The sequence below is a fragment of the Undibacterium sp. YM2 genome (assembly GCF_009937975.1).
Taxonomy (GTDB): domain Bacteria; phylum Pseudomonadota; class Gammaproteobacteria; order Burkholderiales; family Burkholderiaceae_D; genus Undibacterium.
Genome location: NZ_AP018441.1, coordinates 1,650,138 through 1,675,210 on the forward strand (window position 1 = coordinate 1,650,138; position 25,073 = coordinate 1,675,210).

The following is a 25,073-nucleotide window of genomic DNA, read 5'->3' on the forward strand; positions in this document are numbered from 1 at the left end:
TAAAGGGCAAAGATGACGAGGATATAGCAAACTGATTAAATTGTGTGTACATCAGAAAGCATATTGCAGGCGCATGCTGAATACGCCGGTATGGCGGGCATTGAGCTTGCCCATGACATACGCGGCCTCATACCTGATGGCTTGTTTGCTGTCCGGTGCATTTCCCAGCCTGAAATTGCCAGAAATCATGGGGCCGGCGCGGTGAGATTGCCGGGCTCTGGCTGACCAGTCGTCCAAGTCACCGAGTTCTCCAAAGCCCTGCAAACCAAATTCCAGCTCAGACCGCAGGCGGTATTTAGCCTGCCACTGGTATTTCATCTGCATGCGGCTGGTGGGCGTGGTGCGGTAAGTTCTTTCCAGAAATACATTGGTATTTACCTGCACGCGACCAAATTCAGTCTGCATGGCCGGGCCAAATTCAAAGTCCACGCCACGGCTGCTGTCGATATTCTTGTTCAGGCTGGTATGCAGCGCCAGATCAACGGGATATTGGCCATGGGTGAGCAGGAAGTCGTTTTGCCAGGTCCAGGCGCTATTTGCCAGCGAACTTGCTCCACGTTTTGCCCAACTGGCATAGACTTCGGTGTACCAGGTCTTGTTGGGCATATAGCTGATACCCAGCTCAGGTACGGTGGAGGTCGCCCGGTTTTCTGGAAATGAAGACCAGGATTTGAAGTCTATGGTCTTTTCACCCTCATTTTCATAGATACTGACCAGATAATAACCAGAGCCTGCCTGTACTGGCATGGACATGAATAGGCAAACAAAAAATGTTGCTGTAAGAGCAAATTTCTTCATGGCGGGCTAAATGAGCGTCAATATCGGCATCTCCATATCATGGCATTGCCGCGGTAAAGTGCAAGATAATCTCTTGGCGAAATTGTTATTTCCTTCATTTTTCCTGGATGAGCCGTAAATTGCGCTGATCCTGATAGTGCTTGCATTCGACTTCGCCCTCAATACCAGCTAAACTTGCGTGTTTTTCTTCCATTTTTGCGGTATCAGCATGAACACCATGAATACATCCCCAGACGATAACGCTGAATCCGGCCACGAGTCAGTCTCAGAGACGAGCACGGTCAGCGCGGCATCGAAAGACCTGATCAGCCGCGAAGTGGCACGCCGTCGTACATTCGGCATCATTTCCCATCCGGATGCGGGTAAAACCACGCTGACTGAAAAGCTGCTGATGTTCTCCGGCGCGATCCAGCTGGCAGGTACAGTCAAGGCACGCAAGAGTGGCCGCCATGCGACATCTGACTGGATGGAAATCGAAAAGCAACGCGGTATTTCTGTGGCATCCTCCGTCATGCAGTTTGAATACCGCGACCACGTGGTCAACCTGCTTGACACTCCAGGCCACCAGGACTTTTCTGAAGATACCTACCGCGTATTGACTGCAGTCGATTCTGCCTTGATGGTGATCGATGCTGCCAAGGGTGTGGAAGAACAGACCATCAAGCTGCTGAATGTTTGCCGCATGCGCAATACGCCCATTATCACCTTCGTCAACAAGATGGACCGCGAAACCCGCGACCCGCTGGAGTTGCTGGATGAACTGGAATCTGTACTGAAGATACAGTGTGCACCAGTGACCTGGCCTATAGGCATGGGCAAGACTTTCCGCGGTGTGTATCACATCCTGAAAGATGAAATCCTGCTGTTCACGCCAGGTAGCGAACGTGCTGACCAGGAATTTGAAGTCATCAAGGGCATTGATAACCCGCGTCTGGTTGAAATGTTCCCGCTGGAGATCGAACAACTGAAGATGGAAGTCGAACTGGTGCACGGCGCATCCCACCCATTCAGCCTGGAAGACTTTTTGGCCGGTGTGCAGACGCCGGTATTCTTTGGTTCTGCCATCAATAACTTTGGTGTGCGTGAAATTTTGAATGCCTTGCTGGACTGGGCTCCTGCACCGCGCGAACGTGATGCTACCGTACGTGCGGTAGAGCCCAAGGAAGTGCCATTCTCTGGTTTCATCTTTAAAATCCAGGCGAATATGGACCCAGCCCACCGTGACCGTATTGCCTTCCTGCGCGTGTGCTCGGGCCGGTTTGAACGTGGCATGAAGCTCAAGCATCTGCGCCTGAACCGTGACATCAAGGTATCGTCTGTTGTGACCTTCATGGCGTCTTCTCGCGAGCAGGTGGAAGAGGCTTATGCAGGCGATATCATAGGCTTGCCCAACCATGGCAATATGCAGATAGGCGACAGTTTCTCAGAGGGTGAATTGCTGCAATTTACCGGCATCCCGTATTTCGCGCCCGACTTTTTCCGTACAGCACGTATCCTGAACCCGCTGAAAATCAAGCAATTGCAAAAAGGCTTGCAACAATTGGGTGAAGAGGGTGCCGTGCAGGTATTCAAGCCAGTTGTCAGCAGTGACCTGGTGCTGGGTGCGGTGGGTGTCCTGCAGTTTGAGGTGGTCGCCAGCCGCCTTAAAAATGAATATGGTGTCGATGCCGTGTTTGAAGGCACCAGTATCAGCAGCGCCCGGTGGATCAGTTGTGACGACAAGAAAATGCTGGCTGATTTTGAACGCTCCAGCGCTGGTGGCAACATCGCCTATGATGCCGCGGGCAATATGGCTTATCTGGCGACATCGGGTGTGAATTTGAAGCTGACACAAGAACGTTGGCCTGGCGTAACTTTCCACGCTACACGTGAACATGCAGCAAAATTGAGCTGATTAAAAAAGACAGCGAAGCACAGCGAGCAAACTGACGGCTGACAGAGCGAAAAGCTTCTGTCAGCCGCTTTGCTATTGAGGTCGAAAAAATTTACTTGAACGCAGATTTTAATTTGCTAACATGTTGATTTAAGGTGCTTTTTTTACACGGCATCATGACATATAGCTGTCATACTAAAGGCGCAAGATAAAGTAACAGGCTGGTGCAGTTCCTGATAATTGTAGAAATTTGCACAGGCAATTCAATTTCCTTCCCGGTTTTCTTTGCAACTTAGATGAGGAGCGTGATCATGGCATTATTTTTTATCGAAGCCGTCCGTTTTGATGACAGTGGACAGCGTATCGCCAAGGTGCGCTGGGGCAAGAGCAAAGGCGGACAAGTGATGCCACCAGCCACGGTGGATGACCCCCAGGAAGCGGATGTACAGGCTGTGCTGGACACCATCGCCAACGGTGATGAAGTCTTGCCCAAGTTCCAGAGTGAAAACGGCATCATACTGGGGCCAAAAGTAGTCGGTATCCTGTATGAAGATGGCGCACATGGCCTGAGTACTGCCAGCAATGATGCCCCTGGGCATAATTTGAGTGACCTTCCTTCTTTCTGATGTCATCTGTACGCCACTGCCATGCGGTGGCGTTTTTGTTTGCTCAGGCTTCCTTGTTTTGCGCATATAGCTGCCCCAGGTATATGCAAATAAGAAATACTTCGTTGTCCTTCGTCAGCCTGACTCCATATCATACACAGGTCGCCGGAGAATCTTTCCATCCGGCATGTGTGAATGTATTTGTCTTCATTGCAGTGTGATGAAAGGCAGTAAACCCCTAGGGAATATAATGAAAATTTCTACAAAAAAAACAATCTCCACTTTGCTGGCTGGCGTTATTTTGGCCAGTGCTTCTTTGTCGGCAACTGCTGCTGATTTGCTCGATACCGTTAAATCACGCGGCACCTTGAAAATCGCATTGGAAGGTACTTACCCTCCATTCAATTTTAAAGATACCAAAACCAATGAACTGGCTGGCTTTGACGTTGATGTTGCCAAATTACTGGCGGCTAAACTGGGTGTCAAACCAGAATTCGTGACTTCTGAATGGAGCGGCATACTCGCAGGCTTGTCCGCTGGTAAATTTGATGTCATCGTCAATCAGGTCGGCATTACTGCCAAGCGTCAGGAGACTTTTGATTTCTCTGACCCATACACTGTCTCCAGTGCCCAGCTTATCGTCAAAAAAGATGAGAAACGCGAGTTCAAGAGCCTGGAAGACCTGAAAGGCAAAAAACTGGGTGTAGGGCAGGGTAGTAATTATGAAGAACGTGCCAAGGCTGTTGCAGGCGTTGAAGTTAAAAGTTATCCAGGTGCACCAGAGTACCTTCAAGACTTGGCTGCTGGCCGTGTTGATGCCGCGTTGAATGACAGCCTGATGGTTGCCTACCTCGTCAAAACCAGCAATCTGCCTATCAAGGCTGGCGCACCTATCGGTGAAATTGCAAAAAATGGTATTCCCTTCCAAAAAGCCAACCCCAAGTTTGCGGCTGCTTTGAATGCTGCCCTGGCTGACATTATCAAAGACGGCAGCTTTGCCAAAGTATCCAATAAATGGTTTGGCAAGGATGTCAGCAAGGCACCTGCTGCACAATAAGCGACAAACAAGCTGAAATTAAGTCGGCAATACTGTCTGATATGGATTGCCGGCTGATTACGCATGTATGATTAAGTGGATGTAATCCATTTGATGTCACTAGAACTCATTTCATAAATAGGGTGAGATGCGTTTGCCTCATAACGTGGGCTGGCAAGGGTAAAGCAGGGGTTTCGTGCAGCATGTTGCACGCCTGCGTACGATGTGCGCTTGCAAGCGCACATGCGCCCTGCAAGGGGATGAGGCAGTCAATAGCTTTGCCTATTGACAACGAGTCCAACGCAGTCCAGCGCACGTTATGAGGCAAACCCTCCGGGAACTGACGATTTGGGCGCATTGCAGCGTTGTGCCCTCGCTAAGGCACCAGCCTTAGCTTCGCGTCACGCCTTGCACTGCATCCCAAATCGTCTTGTTTGCACTCATCCTATTTATGAAATGAGTTCTATATCCCCGTCACCACGGGGATATTTCTTTTTAAAGTCGCCATGGAAATTTTCGAATTGCTGCAAATGGCCGCACCGGTCATGTTGAAGGGGGTTGCCTATACCCTGTTGTTTGCCATCGGTGCCATGGTAGGTGGTTTGATACTGGGTTTCTTGCTGGCGGTTGCGCGCATATTGCCAAGCAAATTGATCAGTACGCCCGCTGCTGTCTATGTCAGCCTGATACGCGGCACACCCTTGCTGGTACAGATTTTCGTCATCTATTACGGCTTGCCTGGCATAGGCATAGAATTTTCAGCGACATCGGCAGGCATACTGGCCTTGAGTCTGAACGCCGGTGCCTATCTGTCAGAAAGCATACGCGGTGCAATAGTTGGTGTCAGCCGCGGTCAGTGGTCTGCCAGCTCCAGCCTGGGCTTGAATTATGGGCAGACCCTGCGTTATATCGTCGTGCCACAAGCCATGCGTGTGGCAGTGCCGTCCATGAGCAATACCCTCATCAGCCTGATCAAGGATACTTCTCTGGTATCGGTCATTACCGTGACAGAGCTGATGCTGGCGACCAAGGAAGTCATCGCCACCAGCTTTCGCCCCTTGCCACTGTATATCGCAGCCGCTTGCATCTATTGGGCGCTGAGCCTGTGTTTTGAAGTCGTACAAAGACGCCTGGAAAAACGTCTGCAAAAAGCCCATCAGGTTTGACACGGCACCGTACCGCACCGCTTGACTAGGCGGGTTGTGTCGCCTCTTTTTGCAAGCCATTCAGATAAGCGACAGTGAGTTTTGATTGTAGCGCGGCCTGCAATAATTCTGATGGCATGAGCCTGGTGTCAGCCCGTGTCATGGTCAGTGCCTGGCCAGGCAGCAGGCTGGCTTTATAGCCATAATGTGTCAGGCACGCGGCAATCCAGGACTCCATGATTTCGAGTACATAAAGACGCTTGCCCAACGGCGACAGGAAGCTGACGCCTTCTGGCCTGAGCCTGTCCCATAAGCTGTTTGGATCAGTCGCCATCTTGACCAGTTCATTCAGGGGCAGGGCTTGCGGGTCCATCCAGCTACCGGCAAATCGCTGTTTATTCTGCTCCTGCAAGACTTCGGTAGCATATCTGTCCCAGTCACAATGCTGCAGGTTTTCTTTTTCAAACATGGCATACCATGCATTCTCTGTTTCTGCTTCCCCACCCAGTAAATGCAGGCACTGAGACAGGGGAGGGAAGCTGGGTTTGGCACCGGGAACAACTGCCGCCACCCTTTCTTCGAGGCTGGGATGGGTATCAAATTCCGTGGTCGTGTGTGATTCTGCATAATTGATCGCAGTTTGAATATCGGCCCGCTTTACGCCGGGTTTGCAGAAACGGCGGAAACCTTCAAAGATAGGCATGCGCACGCCACGATTCAAGGCGGGGCCAAGTTCATAATCGAGATAACTTGACCACATCGGTGAAATCAAATGTACTTTTTCCAGTGCACTGCGGGTGGCGACCGGGCCAAATTTTTTGGCAGCCAATGCATCTGCGGCAAATTCCTGTTCGCGTGATACAGCGGCAGATAATTTCAAGAACCATTTGCCATAAAACCGGAACAGGACATCCAGAAAAAACATGGAGTCATCGAGATCTGTGACTGTATAAGCGATAGACGTGCGGGTGCGGTATACCCAGGGGCCGAGTGACAGGTCGCCTGCAACAAAGTGACCAAATTCATGGGCGATGACTGAACCCAGCTCTGCCTCAGATAGGGTGCCCAGCAATGGCAGGCCCAGGCCAACTTCAAGCTCTTTCACCTTTCCCCGCCAGTTCTTTTTGCCGCTGATGAAGGCAGATGCCACGCCTATCAGGTGAATATTGACTGGTGCTTCTACCTTGAGTTCCTTGGCGATGCGCTCTACCAGCGCATACAAGGGTTCAGCGGTTTGGCGTGATAAAGGTTTAACGGTATTGCCGCTCTTTTTCTCCTTGCTGCGTGGTCGCAAGGAATACGCCAGTGTCAATGCCGCAATACCCGCAATGACACCAGAAAATTGCAAAGAAGAGCGGTGATTGATCTGGGTAATCGGCACCCAGGCCAATGCAATTAACAGCCCAAGGGCGAGTACCCAAAAGCCAACCCAGAGGGCGACAACCAGTCCGGCGCGGCGCGTCAGATTGGTTTTTTGTGGTTTGCGTTGATGATCTGTTTTCATAATGGACTCAGCTTTGCCATTGCTTGATTGCGGTCGTGACTATGCCTTGCAGCACATCTGTTTTTGCTGCCAGTTTCCTCAAATTTTGCCGTTCCTGCGCTGACAGTTGCGGATTACGTGAGCGAATAAAATAAGCCGCTGCCAGTACATCAGTTTCAAAATCCATCTCATCCAGATTGACCTGTTCGCCTCGCACATATTGCTCAAATGCAGACAAATCGGCTTTGCGCATGTGCATCATCTGCTGCAACTTGTCTTTGGTGGTTTTGTCATTGACGCGGCAGGCTTCGCCATATAGCAGCGCCAGTTGATCAGCTCCCAGATGCTGGCGTACCTGTATCGTGTTGATATGTTTTACCAAATCCAGTGTTTGCTCTGGTGAACTGCGCAAGCTTAGTGCAAGCTTGACCATGGGCAGGTCACGATGCTCTGTCTTGTTCGGTGGCAGGCCAGCTTTGGCGCGATAAATATCCAGGATATTGTCATTCTCGTCGTCCGGCATGCTGCGCAAATACTTTTCGGGATCACCAATTCCCTGTTGCCGGGCGATTTCATTGAATTCGACGGCGAGCATGGCTCTTTCCAGACCCTTGCTGTTATTGATTGCCGCATCCAGTAATTTCAGGGCATCAGCGGGACGCTGTTGCGTCAGCAGCAGCCTGATTTCTGTATCCAATAAATAGCTGGCATTTTCTGGCGACAGCTTATGCAGTTGCTGCAAATCCTGGGCGGCACCGCGACTGTCACCGTGAACAAATTTACGCCAGGTCAGGCTGCGCAGGATATTGGCGTCTCGTGGGAATTTTTGTGCCAGGTTCTTCATTGCCTGCAAGCCTTCGTTGCCGCTCAATAGTGAGGCATACAAGTATTGCTCTGACGAAGAGTCAGCAGCCTGACTGGCACGTTGGGCATATTCCTTGAGCATGACATCATGCTCACCGATATCATCACGCAAATCCTGGACACTGCGCTCCAGCAATACATTGTCCGGGTGTATTTTCAAGACCTTGCGGCTCAGGCGCAGCGCTTCTGCACGCGAGATGCCATTGGCGACAAACAGGGCAATGTCAGTAGTGCGCGTATCCCAGCCCTTGATGGCGGCATAGGCTTCCAGCGCGGGTAGCATGTCTTTTTCCTGGCCATGGCCAAATGCATAATTCAGGCAGGACATCACAGCGGGTGTGTCGGCCTGGTTGACGATAGTCAATTGCCTGGCGCTGACACTGCTTTGGTGCTTGCTCATGCTCTTGGTTTGCGGCGGTTCTGTGAACAGGTACTCGACGCCGGCAAATTCCAGCAGGCGCTTGCCGCAATACACGGTCTGGCTGCCAGCTTGCTCTGGAGAGGCTGGTTTGACTTTGCTATAAATGATGGTGTTTTCCACCAGCGGGGCAGCCCCGGCGATATTCCATACGTTATAGCGGTCAGTGCTTGCCAGCGTCTGATCATAGGTGTCGATGATGCCAGTCTTGTCGCTGCTGGCTTCGCCTTTTAATTGACCTACTGGCAAGGTCATGGTTGCACGTCCTTGTGCTGCCACGACCAGTGCCTGTTCCCCTATCTTCACTTTGACGGGTATGTCAAAACCATTCAGTATGGTCAGGTTCTGGGTGCTCGCTTCCTGATAACTTGCCGCTGCACCGGTCAGGACCATGATGACCATGGCCAGCGCCAGGCCACGTGTATATAACCAGCCCATGATGCCCAAGGGCGCACGGGCATAAATTTGCCATTGCCTGTCGCCAGTGCTGCGCACTACGTAAGATCCCATGGGAACGAGTGGTATGCCAAACAGGATGACAAAAGCATGCAGGGCAATATGGCTGCCGTCAGTATCCCGCTCCGATTCACCGACAAAACTGAAGCCTACCGAGTTGATTGTTCCTAGCGAAGGCGTTCCTTTCAGTGGCTTGGCAAACAGACGGCGTTCACTGGTCAGCTCCTTGAGTACTTCCTTATGCTGTGGAAGGCGACGGAACAGGCGTGCCAGCACCAGGGAACGATAGACCTTGAACGTATCTCCAGATTCTATGGCCCGGCTGATTTTTGGGTCATCGCTGAAAGTGCGTAACTCTGGCACGCGCTGGAATAAATTGGCTGGATCAGATATGGACATACTGGTTTATGAATGAGATAGCCAACAGTAATAAATTGAAATAAAGGATGTACAAACGATTACATGAAAAGCATCAGGCTTTCCTGAAGCGTGGTGCCAACGACAAAACCACCAGCGCAGTCGCGATAGGCAGGGTAGAAATAAAACCAAAATGCTTGAATCCATAGGCACCGGTCAAAGCACCCAAGAAAAACGAAGCTACAAGCAAGCCGTGCAAACGCAGCTTTTGCAAATTGGCTCCCACTTCATTGTCATGATGGATTTCGTCTTGATTCCTGTTCCAGTAAATCATCTTGCCCAGTTCTATACCTATATCAGTGACCAGACCGGTGACATGGGTAGTGCGTATCTCGGCTTGTGAGATTTTGGTGATCAGCGCATTTTGCAGGCCCATCACATAACAAAGCAGGACAGTGGTGAACGAGACGGTAATCACGGCGTGCTCCTGCAATTCAGTACCAACCAGGCCAAATATCAGGAGCAACACAGCCTCCAGCAACAAGACGGGGGTATAGATATAGCGAAAGTGGTTGCGTTTGGCGTAATTCACCATGATAGCGGTGCAGGCCGCACCCCAGGCAAAGGCAATTAGCATGAATAAGGCGGCCAGGGCAGGTAATACCTTGCCGAGCACCAGGTCATCGGCGGCAGAAGACAACATGCCCGTCATGTGGGAAGTATATTGTCCTACTGCCAGAAAGCCACCCGCATTCAAGGCTCCGGCCACACATGCCAGGCTAACTCCCAGGTGCATGTTAGCCCGGGGAGTGCGCTTGGGTGAGGTCAGCTTGGCGAGATAATTGATGGGCATGCAGGAAAAGATAGATTTTTTGCCAGTCTGACCAGAGTTTAGCCCAAAAACTGGCAAAAATGCACACCCGCCTGCATTTGCTGCCTTTGTTCATGCGATTTACTGCATGCTTATCGGCATTCCTGTATATCCCTGGTCTACATGGCAGGCTTTTGCTTAGCTAAAAAACTGCGGTGATCCTGGAAATTCAGTGCGCAACGCTGGATGAAATCACCGAGTGGGTATTGTTGGTGCTGTTCACCAGCGGTTGTTTTCTTTTCTGCATCGGGGAATATGCCCATGCCCGCCAGCAAAGCGTACCAGGAGGCTATCGGGTAATACTTCTCGATATTCTGACGGCGTATTTCATCGCCCAGATCACGGCCTTCCAGCCAGGTTGAAAAGATGTGCTTGAGTGAATCAGGTATTCTGTGCAGGTTGGCCGCGTTGGCCTTCCAGTATTCTGTATCTGTCCGGGTATTGGTTTTGTAATGGGCGATGATGTAATTCCTGTGTCCGTCAAAATAATCGTTGATTTCCTGGTTATAGACTTGTTGAGCCTGTTCGCTCAAATCACCTTTTTCCAGGAACAGGCAAAAGATCGCAGCGGTCATTTGCGTCAGGTAAAGCGCCGTCGCCTCCAGCGGTTCGAGGAAACCCTGTGACAGTCCGACAGCCAGACAATTCTTGTTCCAGTGTTTCTCCACACGGCCGAGTTTCATCTTCAGATGACGTGCTGGCGTGTCGGAATCAAGCATGCCAATTTTTTCGCGCAATTCTGTCTCTGCCTGATCTGCCGTCGTAAAAGCCGAGCTATACACATAACCATTGCCATAGCGATTTTGCAGTGGAATCTTCCAGGCCCAGCCATGCTTCATGGCAGTGGATACGGTCAACGTGGGAATCTTGTCGCATATGTCGGTGGGCATGGCTATCGCCGAATCATTGAGCAGATTGTCTGCGTAGCTGACAAAAGGTGTTTTCAGTGCCTTGTCTATCAGTAGAGCAGAGAAACCTGAACAGTCAACAAAGAAATCCGCTGCCAGTTCACTGCCATCTGCCAGACTGACGGCGGCGATATTCCCTTTTTCATCCAGGCGGGCGTGATCGATATGTGCCTTGATATGCTCTATGCCTGTCTGCAAGGCTTTCTTGCGCAGGAATTTGCCAAGCAGCATGGCATCGAAATGATAGCCATAAGTCGTAAAGAAAGGGAAGTTATGATCTGCGATAGGTGCAAGGCAACTGTCAGCCAGTTGCGCCGAAAGAAAAAACTTGTTCGGCAAGGCACAGACATCTGCCCCTTGCAAGCGCGCTTTAACGTTTTCGATAAAGGGTGGCATGGTCAGATTATCGACCATGGTCACAAACGGGTGGAAATAACTCGCATGACCGGGCTTGCTTGACCAGCCATCAAAGGCAATACCGCTTTTGTAAGTGGCATTGCATTCAGGCATCCATTCGGTTTCATGTATCTCCAGGGTGTCGAAGAAACGCTTCATGACTGGTGTTGAGCCTTCGCCTACACCAATGACGCCAACGGTTTCGGATTCTATGACGGAAACCTGTATGCCCTTGTCCTTGACGGAATGAGCAATCAGCAATGCTGCCATCCAACCGGCAGAACCGCCGCCGACGACCAGGATTTTTTTTATGGAGTCTTGTGTAGTCATATCGTTTGCCGTAAAAATGACAGTATCAGAAGAATATCTGACAACAGGGTTGCAAATGCAAAAAAAGTGATGGGGCAGGCATGCACCATCACTTATGAAGCGGGGAAGCAGAACAACGAATCAACTTCCCCGCATTTACCGCTATAGAATTACAAAGCTGCTTACATCTTCGCGTGCAAAGTCAGGAAGATTTGACGGCCATTTTTGTACAGGGATGCTGGCAGATCTGCTGCGCCTGGTGTTTTCCAGACAGAGCTGACCAATGGATTGTTGAGGTCCTTGCCATCCAGAGAGATGGAGAAGCTGTCATTGATCTGATAAGCCAGTGTTGCAGACAAAGTACCGATATCATTCTGGTAAGCAGCGCTGTTACGGCTGGTACCATTCAGGAAGCCGGAACGATAGCTGTATGTCAGACGCGCGCTGAACTTGCCATCTTCATAGAATGCACCGATGTTGTATGCATTTTTGGAAGTACCGATCAGCGTGCAATCAGGAGCCAGCAAATCACCGCACTTGGAACCAGGAGCTGCACCTGTTTCTTTACCCAGTGTGTAAGTGTAGTTGGCGTTGATACCAAAACCTGCTGGCAGTGCCTGGATGTAAGCCAGTTCCAGACCCTTGACTTCAGCCTGGGTATTGATAGGCGTACTCATTGCATACACAGTGTTTTTCTTCTGGATCTGGTTGTAGAAGGTACCTGTGCTTGAGCCATAAGTAACATAGCCATCCAGAGCAGAGTAGAACAGGTCAGCAGACACCATGGACTTAGGTGCGAAATACCATTCTACGCCCAGGTCTACAGTATTGGCACGGATAGGTTTCAGGTTAGGGTTACCACCGTTACCTGTACCTTGAACGTCACGCAGATCCAGACCAGCCATTTGACCCAGTTCAGGACGGGCCATCGTGCGGGAAACACTGAAACGGGCAACCATGTCTTTGTTCAGATCCATGCGGAAGTTTGCACTTGGCAGGAAGTCGACATAATTGTTGTTATAGGTACGTGGTTCAAAATTGCCAGAAGCACCGATCTCATTACGTGTGACTTGCTCGCTGGTGCGGGCAACACGCAAACCGAAATTACCGCTGATGCCTTCGCCTGCAAAATCAGCCATCACATACGCAGATTGTGTTGGTTCTTTAATGGAGAATTCATTTTGCAGTAAGTGGCCAGTATAGTTGGTGTATTGTGCCAACCAGGCATTCACAGAAGCTTGAGAGAATGTCCAGTAACCCGCACCATTGGCACCCAGATCATTGAAAATGGCTGGGAAGGCTGTCAAGCCAGACATAGGCAGATTGGCTGCATTGCTCAAACCTGGCAAGGCATTATTGCCGATGGAAGTCAGATCACGCTTGTGTTCGGCAGCACGGAAACCAAAACGCACAGTAGGTATGCTGGCGAGAGAAGTTTTGAACGTACCGTCGATTTGTGCGTAGTCTTCCTTGTCATTGGCGGTTACGTGTGAGCCGTAAGTGTATGGTGCTCCAGGTGTGCCAGGTGCGCCATTGTTAAAGCCACCGATAGAGAACTTGTCAGCACCAGGTGTGACATAAATCACAGGCTTGTCAGAACCCTGAACTGTGTAGCTACCACCTGTCCATGGCATCCAGATACCCATCGCACCACTGATAGTGTTGCCCAGGCCTTTGGTTGTACCGATTTTACCGGCAAGTGTCAGTTGATCATTGACGCGGAAAGAGCCGTCGATGTTAAAGAACTGAGACTGGCTTTCGGCTACAGGACGGGAAAAAATTTCCTGAACAGAGCTGGACATGCCGCTGCAAGGTACGCAACCGGCAGGATTGCCAACGGATAATTGGGAAATAACGCCCTGGCTCAAAGTGCCACTGACAGCGCTGGTTGGGAAACCAGTTGTTGCCCAGGATGGTCCGACGAAACGGCCCAGGGATTGCATGAAGTTGTGATTGACGTTAGGTGCATCGAGATGGGACTGGAATGCAGTAATATCAATGTTCACATCTTTGGATGGTTTGAACTGGAAGTCAATCAAACCACCTTCGCGGGTACGTTGCTGTTCAAACCAGGCAGTACCACCCAGATAGTTGGTGACTGCGCCAGAAGCTGGCGATGTTGCTGTGTTTGCTGTACCAGCACCTTTGATGGCGCTATCGATAGGGCTGCCAACATCAACTTTATCCCACCAGATTTGATTCTCTTGGCCAGCGCGGCTCAGAGTACGTTTTTGGTGGAACGCTTGCACCAGAATACCCATGGTAGATGCATCATTTTTCCAGGCGATCAGACCGCTCAACTGAGGATCAGATTTGCCGGAGTTGGCAGAGTTGACCAGACCAATACTTGCCTGTGCATTGAATTGCTTTTTGAAATCCAATGGCTTGCGTGTTTCGATATCGACGACACCTTCAGCACCGCCATCAAGCAGGTTGGCTTGAGAACCTTTATGTACTGTTACGCGGCCTATCAGTTCGGATGGGAACAAAGAGAAGCTGACGCTGCGGCCACCGCCAACGATATTGTCGGCAAACCAGTCGCCGCTCGATACTGAGTGACCATTGAGTGTCGTCAGTGTCAGGCCAAATGGTGTGCCGCGCAAGGCAACGCGATCGTTCTCACCAAAGCTGCCTTCGCCGCCACCGGCTGCAGCAACGCTGACGCCAGGAACGCGTTGCAGAGAGTCAGCCACGTTTTTATCAGGCATCTTGCCGATGTCTTCGGCAGTGATCACTTCAACGAAGTTATCAGCGTTACGCTTTTGATTCAAAGATTGTTGCAGGGATGCGCGAATACCAGTTACGACCACTTCTTGAGGCGCCGCGGGCTTTGCTGCCTCTTGTGCTTGCGCCTGCATGGCAACGCTCATGATCAGTACCGCAACAGCGGACGCCACGGGCGTTAAATTGTTCCTCATTGGACTCATTTTATTTTGCATTTATTTCTCCTTCGGTTAAGACCTGTGAAAAGCTTTAGATCCGTGACAAAAAATTGCTTCCTCCCCCATACCCTACACACTTGATGTTTTGCCAGTGAGTATTTTCGGTACAACCCGCTGCAGTAAAAGTCATTCAGAGTTAGCTACCACTCGAAACAACAACACCGGATGTGAAGCACTTTAGTGGTGACTAAACAGGTTGTCAATCGGTATCTAAGTGGTATCTATGCGATGTTTAAATGCTTGTTTCTTTGATATCTGTATTCAATCTATCTATTTGTTTTTATTGAATAAATTATTCTTTTCAAATTCGGAAGATGAGAAGTGGACTGATGTTTTATTCCCACATGTGGTCTTTAATTGTTCCTTTTTTAGTCAATAAAGTGGATTTGAAGTGGCTTTGAACTTGGTTTTTTAAATTTATTTACTTATGTCTTGAGTGAGGTATTGATGGCTGCATTCTGCGCACAAAAAACATGTTTTAAATTTCCCTGGAAGCGCTGACAGATATAGGTGTTGCCCCGATCATGTCTGCTTGATGGCTTTATTTGCTGTTTGATGAGCTAAGACCAGTTGCAAAAATGTGTCATTGTTTTGACGTGAATTTTTGCTTGAGCAAGGCTCATAATACCTTCTGATTTGAGCCTTTCAGGATATCCTGAAAATGGTAAATTTAATTCCACATAGATACCTCTTGACAACCAGTTGTGAGGACACTACAGTGAGCCAGATTCTAAAGACTGGCGCTTACTTAAGACGTTTTCAAGGCTGTTCAGGGCAAGTTGTACGGGAGTGGTATTTTTGTATTTTCCTGCAAGGATAGAGTTCAGGGCATGCTTGCATCTGCAAAATTGCAGGTACATGAATGCACGCATCACTAGTCCAAGCACGGTGATGCGATACAAGCTGCTCCCGGTTCTGAATCTGCCTTTGCTGCAGTGTTTGGAAGCCGGTTGGTGAAAATGTCTTCACAATAATAGAGGGAGCAGTAATGGATTTTTCAAATCGCCAGCAAGAGCCGGGGAAGAAGTTTATAGGCTTAGGGCTGGTTATCGCATTTCACGTACTGGTGGTATATGCGCTGGTATCTGGATTGGCGCGCAAAGCGATGGAAGTGGTGATCAAGCCAGCAGAAGTCAAGCTGGTAGAAGAAGTAAAACCGCCGCCACCGCCGCCAGACACCCCGCCACCGCCACCACCAAAATTGTTGGCCCCGCCGCCGCCGTTCATTCCGCCACCGGAAGTCCAGGTCCAGCAGCCGGTCCAGCAACAGCCAGCGATATCAGCGGTATCGAATGTCAAGCCAGAAAACCCGACATTCACCAAGACCCAGGCCCCACCTGCACCAGTTGCAGAGACGAAGGCCACAGGTCCCGTCACGATACCAGGCGTGATCGACTTCAACGTTGGTGGATGCAAACCGGAATATCCGCGTGCCTCCCTGCGCAATGAAGAAACCGGCACCGTCCTGTTGTCCGTATTGATTGGTGCAGATGGTTCTGTGGCCGACGTCAAGATCGACAAATCCAGCGGTTTCCGCGGTCTCGACAATGCGGTGAAATCCCAGTTGATGTCAGGTTCCTGCAAAAACAAACCAGGTACCGTCGATGGCAAACCACAACAGACCTGGGCCAAGGTTCAGTATGTATGGAAGTTGGAGTAGATAAAATCAAGATCAAGATCAAGACCTCTCACCACAGAGGCACAGAGACACAGAGAAAAGCAAGAGGAAACACCGATGGATAAAACATCCACACTTTGCGAAGTTTTTCTCACCAGGGTTTTCTCAATGCCCCATCTGTGACTCAGTGTCTCTGTGGTGAAGATGTTTGGTCTTCAAGTTTCATATTCAAGTAATACATAAAAACAGCAGTAAGCAATACCAACCTTATTTTGTTAAAAGGAAGCACCTCAATGAAAACCCGTTTCTCCGCATTCCTGGCTGCAACACTCCTGGCCTTGACAGCCGCCGTTGCCGTCGCCCCTGTTTCTGCACAGGAATCCGCCTCAGCAGCTGCCTCCGCTGCCGCTTCAGCCCCTGCTGCAGAAGCAGCCCCGGCACCAGCCGCTCCAGCAGACGCTGGCGCCCCGGCAGCACCAGCAGCCGCCAAAGAAATGGTAGAAAACCCATATGGTCTCGACGCCCTCTGGAAAACTGGTGACTTCGTTGCCAAAGGCACCCTCATCATCATGGTCATCATGTCCATGGGCAGCTGGTACATCCTCATCACCAAAATCATTGACCAGGTCAAATTGTCCGGTCAAGCCACAGATGCCCGCTCCAAATTCTGGAAAGCAGCTTCTGTACAAGCCGGTGCCGCTTCTCTGAAAGAAGGCAGCCCATTCCGCTTCATCGCTGACTCTGGCATCAAAGCCACAGAACACCATGAAGGCGCCTTGCTCGAACAAATCGATCTGAACACCTGGGTATCCATGTCCATCCAGCGCGCTGTTGATAAAGTCCAAAGCCGTTTGCAAGATGGCCTGGCCTTCCTGGCGACTGTGGGCTCCACAGCACCATTCGTTGGTCTGTTCGGTACCGTATGGGGTATTTACCATGCGCTGACAGCGATTGGTATGTCCGGTCAGGCATCGATCGACAAAGTAGCGGGCCCTGTTGGTGAAGCGCTCATCATGACCGCGATTGGTCTGGCTGTCGCTGTTCCTGCTGTACTGGGTTACAACTTCCTGGTCCGCCGCAACAAGAGCGCCATGGAAGAAGTCCGTGCCTTCTCCGCTGACCTGCACTCCGTAGTCCTGTCCGGCACCATGGGCAAGAAGTGAAATACTGATGAAGCTACTGCGCGACGCGATTTTGAACCTGCGATGCTCGTCGTACCGAAGTACGACTGCGCTTCTTAACTAAAATTAGCGCCGCTCGCTACGCTTCCTCAGCATTTCACACGGCTACTTGTAAGATTGAAAAAAACCAAGACCCTTAACCACAGAGGGGTAGAGACACAGAGGAAAAACATAGGGAAAATCTGGGATGACTTGCAAGTAACTGCAAACAAGTTTCCCCTGCCTTTCTCTGTGTCTCCGTGGTGTGGCAGGGAATTCGAGGGGCATGCCACTCGCCTGCGGAACGAAGACTTCTTGCAAGAAGTCTTTCTTTTCTCTGTGTTGAGAGGTCTTAAGGGTTAAAGCGTAACATCGAAAGAGAACACATTATGGCAATGGCAATTGGCAATGATGGAGATGGTGAAGACGAAGTCAACAGCACCATCAACACCACCCCGCTGGTCGACGTCATGCTGGTATTGCTGATCATCTTCCTGATCACCACTCCGGTGATTACAGATACGGTCAAGCTGAAATTACCGGCAGAAACCAACGTGATTTACAAAACCAAACCGGAAAACATCACCCTGTCGGTGAACAAGGATGGTGATCTGTACTGGAACGGCAGCATGAAGCCGCTGGCAGGCACGGATGCCCTGTTTGAAAAGCTCAAGGTAGAAGCAGTCAAGATCCCGCAACCGGAGTTGCATATCAGTGGAGATCAGAATACCCGCTATGAGTTTATTGGCAAAAGTATCCTGACGGCACAGCGTGCCGGTATCGCCAAGGTCGGCTTCGTGATTGAACCGCCTCCACGGAACTAGTTTTTTGAATGACTAAACAGGGCTGGCGAAAAATTGTCCTGACAAGGCGTAGCGACGAAGACAGTGCGAATAGCACGGCGAGGAGCTGCAACGCAGTCAGGGCGATTTTATCGTCGGTCCCAGCAAAGGAAGCATTATGGGTATGCAAATTGGTTCCGGTGGAGCGTCAGCCGATCCGGAAGTGATGATAGAAATGAACATGACGCCGCTGATTGACGTCATGCTGGTATTGATCATCATGTTGATTATTACCATTCCTATTCAGAATCACGCAGTGAATCTGAATATGCCGACAGGTAACCCACCGCCACCAACCACACCGCCTGTGGTAGTGAATATCGACGTCGATTTTGATGGTACGGTGTCCTGGAATGGTACGGCAGTCGATCATGCACAGCTGGAAGCGAAGTTGGCTGAATCGGCAGCAATGCCTGCAGCAAACCAGCCAGAGATCCACCTGCGTCCGGTTGCTGTTGTACCTTACAAATCCGTGGCGTCCGTCATGGCGGCGGCACAGCGTCTTGGTGTGACCAAGATCGGTATGGTCGGGAATGAGCAGTTCCTGAAGTAAAAATGGTCTCAGCAAGCGCTAATACAAGTTGCTATGGCGCTTGCAGTGGAGAGGTCGGTTAGCAAGCCTGTTTCATTGTGCTGGACGGCAATAGTGTTGCGGGAATAAAGTAGGCAAAATTAAATTTAACGATACCACTTAAATACCTATTGACATCCACTAGTAAAAAAACTTACAGTGAGGCTTAAAATAGTAGCAGAAGTACAGATTCTGATTTGGTCAGATAACTTATTGCACCATTTTTATTATCGTTCTTATCGTCGTTTTTATCACCATTCTTATCACCATTTAATTATCAATGAACAAACAGGCAGAACATCTTTCTACAGTTGATTCATCAGGTACTGCGGGGCAGTCCTCAGCAAAACCTGCTTGTTCTTATTTTATTGGTGCTGATGGTGGTGGTACTGGCACACGAGTGGTGTTGGCTGATGCCAGTGGCAAAGAACTTGGCCGTGGCAGTGCCGGTCCTTCTGGCCTCGCACATGGCCGGGATAAAGCCTGGCAATCCATCCTGCTGGCGACCCAGCAAGCGTTTGCAGCGGCGAATCTGGATGTGCCGGCACTGACCGATATCGCAGTCGGTTGCGGCCTGGCTGGTGTTCATAATATTCATTGGGCCAGGGAGTTTGTTGCGCTCAATCCTGGCTTTGGCGCGGTCTGTGCAGAAACCGATGGCTATACCACTTTGCTGGGCGCACTTGATGGCAAGCCTGGTTCTATCATCGCCTTGGGAACTGGCAGCGTTGGTGAAGTTTTGTTACCTGATGGTCAGCGTCGTGAAGTCGGTGGTTGGGGCTTCCCGGTCAGTGATGAGGCCAGTGGTGCCTGGCTGGGTATGCGCGCCGTCAATCATTTGCAGCGTGTGCTTGATGGCCGCGCTGCCAGCAATCCATTTGCCAGCGCTGTGCTGACACATTGCGGTGGCGACAAAGATGCCGTCTTCGCCTGGCTTGCCCTGGCCAATCAAACCCGCTATGCCGAACTGGCACCCCTGGTGATACGTTTTGCGCCCGAGGTAGAGGTCGCCCGTGCGATCATGCTCGAAGCAGGTAAAGAAGTCGCCATCATGGCACAGTCCCTGGACCCGGAATCTGCATTGCCGATTGCTCTATGTGGTGGTCTGGCAGCGCCGGTAGCCAGCTATTTGCCAGCAGATTTAAAAGCAAGAATACAAATGCCCAAGGCTGATTCAGCAGTTGGGGCTTTGATCCTGATACAACAGCATTTGCAAGCCCAATAAATACATAAAAAGAGAGAAAGACATGCTGGCACAATTGATAGACTTTAAACCTGACGCAGAAAGTTCTACCCCCTTGTATCTGCAACTGGCGAACAAGCTTGCGAACGGCATACATAGCGGATTGTGGCAGCCGGACGAAGCCTTGCCTTCAGAGCGCATGCTGTCTGATACTCTGGAAATCTCACGTGTGACAGCACGCAAGGCCATAGACATGTTGTGCGAGCGTGGCATGCTGACCCGCAAACATGGCTCTGGCACTTACATCACGCCCAAGATAGAACAACCACTGTCACGCCTGACCAACTTCAGTGAAGAATTGCGTAACCGAGGTTTTGCACCAGGCTCTCGCTGGTTGTCGCGTGAAACCGGCATTGCTTCGCCAGAAGAAATTTTGTCACTGGGGCTGTCACCCAATACCGTGGTATCGCGTTTGAAACGTCTGCGTACCGCCGACAATGTCGTCATGGCGATAGAAAGCTCGACCATCCCGGCAATCTACATGCCGAATCCCAAACTGGTCAATGACAGCCTGTACGGTTATCTGGAATCACATAATCTGTCGCCGACACGCGCCTTGCAGCATATACGCGCCGTCAATGCAACTGCCGAACAGGCGCGCCTGGCAGATATCAAGCAGGGCGCTGCCATGTTGTTCATCACCCGTGTTGCCTATCTCCCTAACGGTGCAGCGATAGAACTGTCGCATTCTTATTGCCGTAGTGATTACTATGACTTTGTGGCGGAGTTGTTCAGATGAGTTTGCCACAACAAGTGCAGGGACAAATACTGACGCCCCAAGGCTGGGTGCGCGGCTCTCTGGTGTTCGATGAAAGAGTGCAGACCATCACTGTCGATGCTGCCGATGCTGATGTAGAGAATGCTGCTGATGCAGAATCCCTGCATTACATCTTGCCCGGCTTTGTCGATTTGCATGTACACGGTGCCGGTGGCAAAGACACCATGGAAGCTGGCGACGCGGTAGAAATCATCGCCCGCAAGCATGCTAAACATGGCACCACCAGCATGCTGGCCACCACCATGACAGCGCCGCTGTCTGATCTGGAAATGGCCTTGAAGGCGATCAGGCCATTGGTGGATAAACGCAGCAGCGGTTCTGCCCGCATATTGGGTGTGCATCTGGAAGGGCCGTATATCAATCCCGGCAAGCTCGGTGCGCAGCCAGACTTTGCTCATACAGGTTCGCTGGAACAGGTACGTCACCTCGATGCGATAGCACCGATACGCCTGATCACCGTGGCACCAGAAATGGATGGGCATTTGCAACTGGTGCGCGAACTAACAGCCATAGGCATGCAGGTGCAGATAGGTCATACCCTCGGTACTTATGAAGAGGGTAAGGCAGCGCTGGAAAATGGTGCCACCGGTTTTACCCACTTGTACAACGCCATGTCGCGCCTTGATCACCGTGCGCCTGGTATGGTGGGTGCAGCGCTGGCACATGCGCAGTTTTCTGAAATTATTCCCGACTTGTTGCACGTTCACCCTGGCGCGATCAAAGCCGCCATGCGTGCGATTCCGCATCTGTATTGCGTTACTGATTCCACTGCCGCTTCCGGTATGCCGGATGGGCAATACATGCTGGGCCGCCAGGTCGTGCATAAATGTCTGGGTGGCGTGCGTCTTGAAGACGGCACGCTGGCAGGCAGCACACTGACCATGGATCAAGCCTTGCGCAATCTGGTCAGCATAGGCCTGGACCTGGAAGATGCATCGAAGCGTGTTTCTACCTACGCAGCCGATTATCTGGGACTGAATGAGCGTGGCCGCCTGCAGGCTGGCAGTTACGCAGACCTGGTTGTGCTGGACCGCCAGCTCAACCTCATCGCTGTTTATGTAGAAGGAGAAAAGATTGACCTCGCAGATGCTTAAGGAAGCCAGCTCTTCCGCTGATTTTGTAGCCGAACAACTCAAACACGAACGTGAGCGCTATGCCGAACTTGGTGCATACTTGCGCGCCAAACCACCCACATCCGTTGTTACCGTTGCCCGTGGCAGCTCAGACCATGCCGCTAATTATGCAGCCTATCTGATCATGGCCAGGGTAGGGCGTATCGTCGCCTCTCTGCCCATGTCTCTGGTGACTTTGAACAAGGCTCCACTGGCAGCCAAAGATGCGTTGGCAATTGCGATTTCACAATCTGGCCAAAGCCCTGACGTGGTCGAGCCTATTCGCTATTTCCGCGAAGGTGGCGCGACTACTGTTGCCCTCGTCAACGACGCAGCATCGCCGCTGGCACAAAGCGCAGAATGGACCATGCCATTGTACGCAGGCCCGGAACTGAGCGTGGCTGCGACCAAGAGCTTTATCACTTCGCTGGTGGCAGGCGCACGCCTGGCAGGTCACTGGCAAAACGATGCAGAATTTTTGGCGGCGATAGAGCAATTGCCCGAATCCCTGCATGCTGCCACAAAACTTGATTGGTCACCTGCAATAGAAGTCTTGCAACCTGCATCACGCATCATGGTGGTGGGCCGTGGCATCAGCTTCCCGGTTGCGCTGGAGTCTGCACTTAAGTTCAAAGAGACTTCCGTCATCCAGGCAGAAGCCTTCAGCGGTGCAGAGATCAAGCATGGCCCCATGGCACTGATACATGATGGTTATCCATTATTGATTTTCGCAACCCGTGGCCCTGCACAGGCTGGCCTGATTGCCCTGGCAGAAGAAATGCGTGGCCGTGGCGCGAATGTCTTGCTGGCAGCACCAGAAGATGTCAAGGAACGTAACCTGACTTTGCCAGTTGCAGCAACGCCTGATCTCGATCCTGTGGTCGCAATACAAGCCTTCTACATGATGGCAGCAAACCTGTCGATTGCCCGTGGCCTCGACCCGGACAAGCCAAGGCACTTGAGCAAAGTCACCAAGACAAATTAACATCGCTAAAGCAGCAGGCTATTTTTTAAAAACTTAAAAAATATATACTGCCCCCAGTATTTTTATTAATAGCAAGATTGGTATGACTAAAATGCGAGATTGCTTAAGAATATTGGGGAGTATGTGTAAAAGAGTGATTTTGGTAACGAAGTTACGCGTGTTCTTGAGTGTACTGCTATTGAGTTTTGGCTTGCACGACAATGCCTTTGCCGTCCAGAAAATTGAATTCTGGACCATGAGCCTGAAGCCAAAATTCATTCCCTATTTCCAGGAACTCGTCAAAAATTACGAAACCCAACATCCCGGCATCAAGCTCGAATGGGTAGATTTTCCCTGGGACATTCTGCAATTAAAACTGATCACTGCGATTGCTGCCGGTACACCACCAGCACTCGTAAATCTGAGCGTGCCATGGGCAGAAGAAATGGCGCGTGATGGTTTGCTCGAACCTGTCGATGCCTTGCTGGCAGCGCCAGGTGCCACCAATGATTACACCGATGCCGCATTGGCCGACCTGCGTTTCAATGGCAAAGTCTACGGCTTCCCGCATTACAGCAACGTCAATGTCATTGCCTATAACCGCAAGATATTGGCAGCGGCAGGCATCTTCCAGGCACCACGCAGCATGGATGAATTGCTGACCCAGGCAGTCATGATCTCCCTCAAAACCGGCAAGCCCGGCTACGCACCAGCACTCGGCAAAATTGATGGCTTTTTCATGCAGCAGGGGCTGGATTTGATGCGCGATGGCAAGGCAGTCTTCAATTCGCCAGCCCATGTGACCCTGGTCAAAAAATTGGCTGCCACTTACAAGGCGGGTGGTTTTTTAAAAGATAAATTATTTGCAGAAGACAATTTTCCTGCCGTGGTAGATGCCTATCTCGGTGGTCGTCTTGGCGTCATGGTCAGCGCACCCACGGCCATCAAACGCATACAGACTGATGCACCAGAAATTTATGCGCAAACCGGTATCTTTCCTGTGCCGCCGGGCCCGACGGGCATCAATGACGGTGGCTGGATGTTCCATTTCGCTATACCCAAAGGTGTGAAGAAAAAAGATATACCTGAAGTTGCCGCCTTTGCCCGTTACCTGACCAGCGATACCAATCAACTGGCTTTTGCCAGCATGGCCGGTGTCATGCCGACGACCAAACAGGCATTGGCAAATTCCTACTTCAAGAAGATATTACCCAATGCTGGCGCATCAGAGCAGGCGTTGGCAGTGGCGGCAAATTCCATGAATTCTGCCCGCAGTCTGTACGTCAGCGGCATTGATGATTATGATGAATTGCGCCGCTTTCTGGTCAAGGCTGTCGAAGCTGGCGTTACGGGCCGCCGTGATATACAAGAAGCGCTGGATGAGGCAGTCGCTATCTGGAACCGCAAGCTGCAAGGGGTGAAGCTGCCATGAGTATGCCTGGCTCTTTATCAGCAAGCAACAAGCGGCGTAATCTGCTCGCCTATGCCTTCCTGGCACCAGCTTTGTTATTGCTACTGATGTTTTCTTTCTGGCCTGTCATGTATGGCTCTTATCTGAGCTTTACAGACTTCAGCCTGATACGCGAAGTGCACTGGGTAGGTTTCGCCAATTATCGCGCCTTGTTTGCAAATGACATGTTTTTGACCGGGCTTAAAAACTCCTTGCTATTTTTGCTGGTCGTACCTTTCACGCAATTAGGGGCGATATCACTGGCAGTGCTGGTGAATAATCAATTGCCCGGCATACGCTGGTTTCGTGCTGCCTATTATGTGCCTGTAGTGACGACGGTTTCTGTCGTCGGCATCATGTGGGGCTTCATGTTCCACGACCAGGGCACACTCAATTATGTACTGCTGCAATTGCATATCATTGCTGCGCCACTGGGCTGGTTGTCGGACGATGCACTCGCTCTGTTTGCCGTGATGTTCGTCTCTTTCTGGCGCGGCCTGGGCTGGTATATGGTCATGTACCTCGCGGCCCTGCAATCGCTGCCATCCGAAATGCAGGAAGCCGCCATACTGGACGGGGCCAATCGCTGGCAACGCTTCTGGCGCATCACCGTGCCCATGCTGAAGCCGACAATACTGGTCTGCAGCATCATGTCTGTACTGGCCGCTTTGAAGGCTTATCAGGAAGTTGATGTGTTGACCCAGGGCGGGCCCATGAACGCCACCTTCACGGCCCTGTATTATGCCTATGACCAGGGCTTGAAACATCTGAAGTTGCCGCGTGGTCTGGCTGCGAGTTTTGTTGTATCCCTGTGCTGCATGGCGATTGCTTTCGTCTGCCTGCGCTGGCTTAAACCAGGGCACAGGGAATGAGC

General features: G+C 50.9%; 20 protein-coding genes. 14 read left to right on the forward strand and 6 right to left on the reverse strand.

Annotated elements, in window-relative coordinates; translation table 11 throughout:
* Window positions 1–51: 51 nt before the first annotated feature.
* On the reverse strand, window positions 52–753 hold the full coding sequence (locus UNDYM_RS07320) for a hypothetical protein (protein ID WP_162040453.1): 702 nt from the start codon (window positions 751–753) through the stop codon (window positions 52–54).
* A gap of 262 nt (window positions 754–1,015) precedes the next feature.
* Here UNDYM_RS07320 and UNDYM_RS07325 point away from each other — a divergent pair, with 262 nt between their 5' ends.
* The 4 genes from UNDYM_RS07325 (at window position 1,016) to UNDYM_RS07340 (ending at window position 5,478) form a co-directional block, all read left to right on the forward strand.
* Window positions 1,016–2,692 (forward strand): peptide chain release factor 3, encoded by a 1,677-nt coding sequence (locus tag UNDYM_RS07325; protein ID WP_174244928.1) that lies wholly within the window; start codon window positions 1,016–1,018, stop codon window positions 2,690–2,692.
* Window positions 2,693–2,982: 290 nt separating this feature from the next.
* Complete coding sequence (locus UNDYM_RS07330) at window positions 2,983–3,297, forward strand: hypothetical protein (protein WP_162040455.1); 315 nt, start codon at window positions 2,983–2,985, stop codon at window positions 3,295–3,297.
* Between the two features lie 229 nt (window positions 3,298–3,526).
* Complete coding sequence (locus UNDYM_RS07335; RefSeq protein ID WP_162040456.1) at window positions 3,527–4,333, forward strand: transporter substrate-binding domain-containing protein; 807 nt, start codon at window positions 3,527–3,529, stop codon at window positions 4,331–4,333.
* A 485-nt stretch (window positions 4,334–4,818) separates the two neighbouring features.
* Window positions 4,819–5,478, forward strand: a complete 660-nt coding sequence (locus tag UNDYM_RS07340) for an amino acid ABC transporter permease (RefSeq protein ID WP_162040457.1) — start codon at window positions 4,819–4,821, stop codon at window positions 5,476–5,478.
* 25 nt (window positions 5,479–5,503) lie between these two features.
* Here UNDYM_RS07340 and UNDYM_RS07345 read toward each other — a convergent pair whose 3' ends face one another.
* From UNDYM_RS07345 to UNDYM_RS07365, 5 genes are all read right to left on the reverse strand, one after another.
* Entirely contained in the window at window positions 5,504–6,961 is a 1,458-nt protein-coding gene (locus UNDYM_RS07345) for a M48 family metallopeptidase (RefSeq protein WP_162040458.1), read from the reverse strand.
* Window positions 6,962–6,968: 7 nt separating this feature from the next.
* A complete protein-coding gene (locus tag UNDYM_RS07350) occupies window positions 6,969–9,077 on the reverse strand; it encodes a lipopolysaccharide assembly protein LapB (RefSeq protein ID WP_162040459.1) in 2,109 nt (702 codons plus the stop codon).
* 73 nt (window positions 9,078–9,150) lie between these two features.
* Window positions 9,151–9,888, reverse strand: a complete 738-nt coding sequence (locus tag UNDYM_RS07355) for a YoaK family protein (protein WP_162040460.1) — start codon at window positions 9,886–9,888, stop codon at window positions 9,151–9,153.
* A 137-nt stretch (window positions 9,889–10,025) separates the two neighbouring features.
* A complete protein-coding gene (locus UNDYM_RS07360) occupies window positions 10,026–11,540 on the reverse strand; it encodes a tryptophan halogenase family protein (protein WP_162040461.1) in 1,515 nt (504 codons plus the stop codon).
* A 161-nt stretch (window positions 11,541–11,701) separates the two neighbouring features.
* Window positions 11,702–14,437, reverse strand: a complete 2,736-nt coding sequence (locus tag UNDYM_RS07365; protein ID WP_162040462.1) for a TonB-dependent receptor — start codon at window positions 14,435–14,437, stop codon at window positions 11,702–11,704.
* Window positions 14,438–15,449: 1,012 nt separating this feature from the next.
* On the opposite strand from UNDYM_RS07365, the gene UNDYM_RS07370 reads away from it, so the two are divergent.
* From UNDYM_RS07370 to UNDYM_RS07415, 10 genes are all read left to right on the forward strand, one after another.
* A complete protein-coding gene (locus UNDYM_RS07370) occupies window positions 15,450–16,121 on the forward strand; it encodes an energy transducer TonB (protein ID WP_162040463.1) in 672 nt (223 codons plus the stop codon).
* A 251-nt stretch (window positions 16,122–16,372) separates the two neighbouring features.
* Window positions 16,373–17,242 (forward strand): MotA/TolQ/ExbB proton channel family protein, encoded by an 870-nt coding sequence (locus tag UNDYM_RS07375; RefSeq protein ID WP_162040464.1) that lies wholly within the window; start codon window positions 16,373–16,375, stop codon window positions 17,240–17,242.
* Between the two features lie 386 nt (window positions 17,243–17,628).
* On the forward strand, window positions 17,629–18,063 hold the full coding sequence (locus tag UNDYM_RS07380) for a biopolymer transporter ExbD (RefSeq protein ID WP_162040465.1): 435 nt from the start codon (window positions 17,629–17,631) through the stop codon (window positions 18,061–18,063).
* Window positions 18,064–18,199: 136 nt separating this feature from the next.
* The gene (locus tag UNDYM_RS07385) at window positions 18,200–18,634 is read left to right on the forward strand and encodes a biopolymer transporter ExbD (protein ID WP_174244929.1); all 435 of its coding nucleotides are present in this window, start codon (window positions 18,200–18,202) and stop codon (window positions 18,632–18,634) included.
* A 298-nt stretch (window positions 18,635–18,932) separates the two neighbouring features.
* Window positions 18,933–19,877 (forward strand): BadF/BadG/BcrA/BcrD ATPase family protein, encoded by a 945-nt coding sequence (locus tag UNDYM_RS07390; RefSeq protein ID WP_162040466.1) that lies wholly within the window; start codon window positions 18,933–18,935, stop codon window positions 19,875–19,877.
* A gap of 22 nt (window positions 19,878–19,899) precedes the next feature.
* Window positions 19,900–20,634 carry a GntR family transcriptional regulator gene (locus tag UNDYM_RS07395; protein ID WP_162040467.1) on the forward strand — a complete coding sequence of 245 codons (735 nt, stop codon included), beginning with the start codon at window positions 19,900–19,902 and terminating at the stop codon, window positions 20,632–20,634.
* A gap of 2 nt (window positions 20,635–20,636) precedes the next feature.
* Window positions 20,637–21,767, forward strand: coding sequence for an N-acetylglucosamine-6-phosphate deacetylase (gene nagA / locus UNDYM_RS07400; protein WP_162044503.1), 1,131 nt, complete (start codon window positions 20,637–20,639; stop codon window positions 21,765–21,767).
* Window positions 21,760–22,770, forward strand: a complete 1,011-nt coding sequence (locus tag UNDYM_RS07405; protein ID WP_162044504.1) for an SIS domain-containing protein — start codon at window positions 21,760–21,762, stop codon at window positions 22,768–22,770. Before nagA ends, UNDYM_RS07405 begins: the two co-directional genes overlap by 8 nt.
* Before the next feature lie 139 nt (window positions 22,771–22,909).
* Entirely contained in the window at window positions 22,910–24,181 is a 1,272-nt protein-coding gene (locus tag UNDYM_RS07410; RefSeq protein WP_232063805.1) for an ABC transporter substrate-binding protein, read from the forward strand.
* A complete protein-coding gene (locus UNDYM_RS07415) occupies window positions 24,178–25,071 on the forward strand; it encodes a carbohydrate ABC transporter permease (RefSeq protein WP_232063807.1) in 894 nt (297 codons plus the stop codon). The genes UNDYM_RS07410 and UNDYM_RS07415 overlap by 4 nt, the downstream gene beginning before the upstream one ends.
* Window positions 25,072–25,073 lie beyond the last annotated feature (2 nt).

Bases quoted from the DNA above. Each gene is read 5' to 3' on its own strand.
- UNDYM_RS07320 (WP_162040453.1), bottom strand. From the start codon at position 753: ATGTCCATGCCAGTACAGGCAGGCTCTGGTTATTATCTGGTCAGTATC.
- UNDYM_RS07325 (WP_174244928.1), top strand. From the start codon at position 1,016: ATGAATACATCCCCAGACGATAACGCTGAATCCGGCCACGAGTCAGTC.
- UNDYM_RS07330 (WP_162040455.1), top strand. From the start codon at position 2,983: ATGGCATTATTTTTTATCGAAGCCGTCCGTTTTGATGACAGTGGACAG.
- UNDYM_RS07335 (WP_162040456.1), top strand. From the start codon at position 3,527: ATGAAAATTTCTACAAAAAAAACAATCTCCACTTTGCTGGCTGGCGTT.
- UNDYM_RS07340 (WP_162040457.1), top strand. From the start codon at position 4,819: ATGGAAATTTTCGAATTGCTGCAAATGGCCGCACCGGTCATGTTGAAG.
- UNDYM_RS07345 (WP_162040458.1), bottom strand. From the start codon at position 6,961: ATGAAAACAGATCATCAACGCAAACCACAAAAAACCAATCTGACGCGC.
- UNDYM_RS07350 (WP_162040459.1), bottom strand. From the start codon at position 9,077: ATGTCCATATCTGATCCAGCCAATTTATTCCAGCGCGTGCCAGAGTTA.
- UNDYM_RS07355 (WP_162040460.1), bottom strand. From the start codon at position 9,888: ATGCCCATCAATTATCTCGCCAAGCTGACCTCACCCAAGCGCACTCCC.
- UNDYM_RS07360 (WP_162040461.1), bottom strand. From the start codon at position 11,540: ATGACTACACAAGACTCCATAAAAAAAATCCTGGTCGTCGGCGGCGGT.
- UNDYM_RS07365 (WP_162040462.1), bottom strand. From the start codon at position 14,437: ATGAGGAACAATTTAACGCCCGTGGCGTCCGCTGTTGCGGTACTGATC.
- UNDYM_RS07370 (WP_162040463.1), top strand. From the start codon at position 15,450: ATGGATTTTTCAAATCGCCAGCAAGAGCCGGGGAAGAAGTTTATAGGC.
- UNDYM_RS07375 (WP_162040464.1), top strand. From the start codon at position 16,373: ATGAAAACCCGTTTCTCCGCATTCCTGGCTGCAACACTCCTGGCCTTG.
- UNDYM_RS07380 (WP_162040465.1), top strand. From the start codon at position 17,629: ATGGCAATGGCAATTGGCAATGATGGAGATGGTGAAGACGAAGTCAAC.
- UNDYM_RS07385 (WP_174244929.1), top strand. From the start codon at position 18,200: ATGGGTATGCAAATTGGTTCCGGTGGAGCGTCAGCCGATCCGGAAGTG.
- UNDYM_RS07390 (WP_162040466.1), top strand. From the start codon at position 18,933: ATGAACAAACAGGCAGAACATCTTTCTACAGTTGATTCATCAGGTACT.
- UNDYM_RS07395 (WP_162040467.1), top strand. From the start codon at position 19,900: ATGCTGGCACAATTGATAGACTTTAAACCTGACGCAGAAAGTTCTACC.
- UNDYM_RS07405 (WP_162044504.1), top strand. From the start codon at position 21,760: ATGCTTAAGGAAGCCAGCTCTTCCGCTGATTTTGTAGCCGAACAACTC.
- UNDYM_RS07415 (WP_232063807.1), top strand. From the start codon at position 24,178: ATGAGTATGCCTGGCTCTTTATCAGCAAGCAACAAGCGGCGTAATCTG.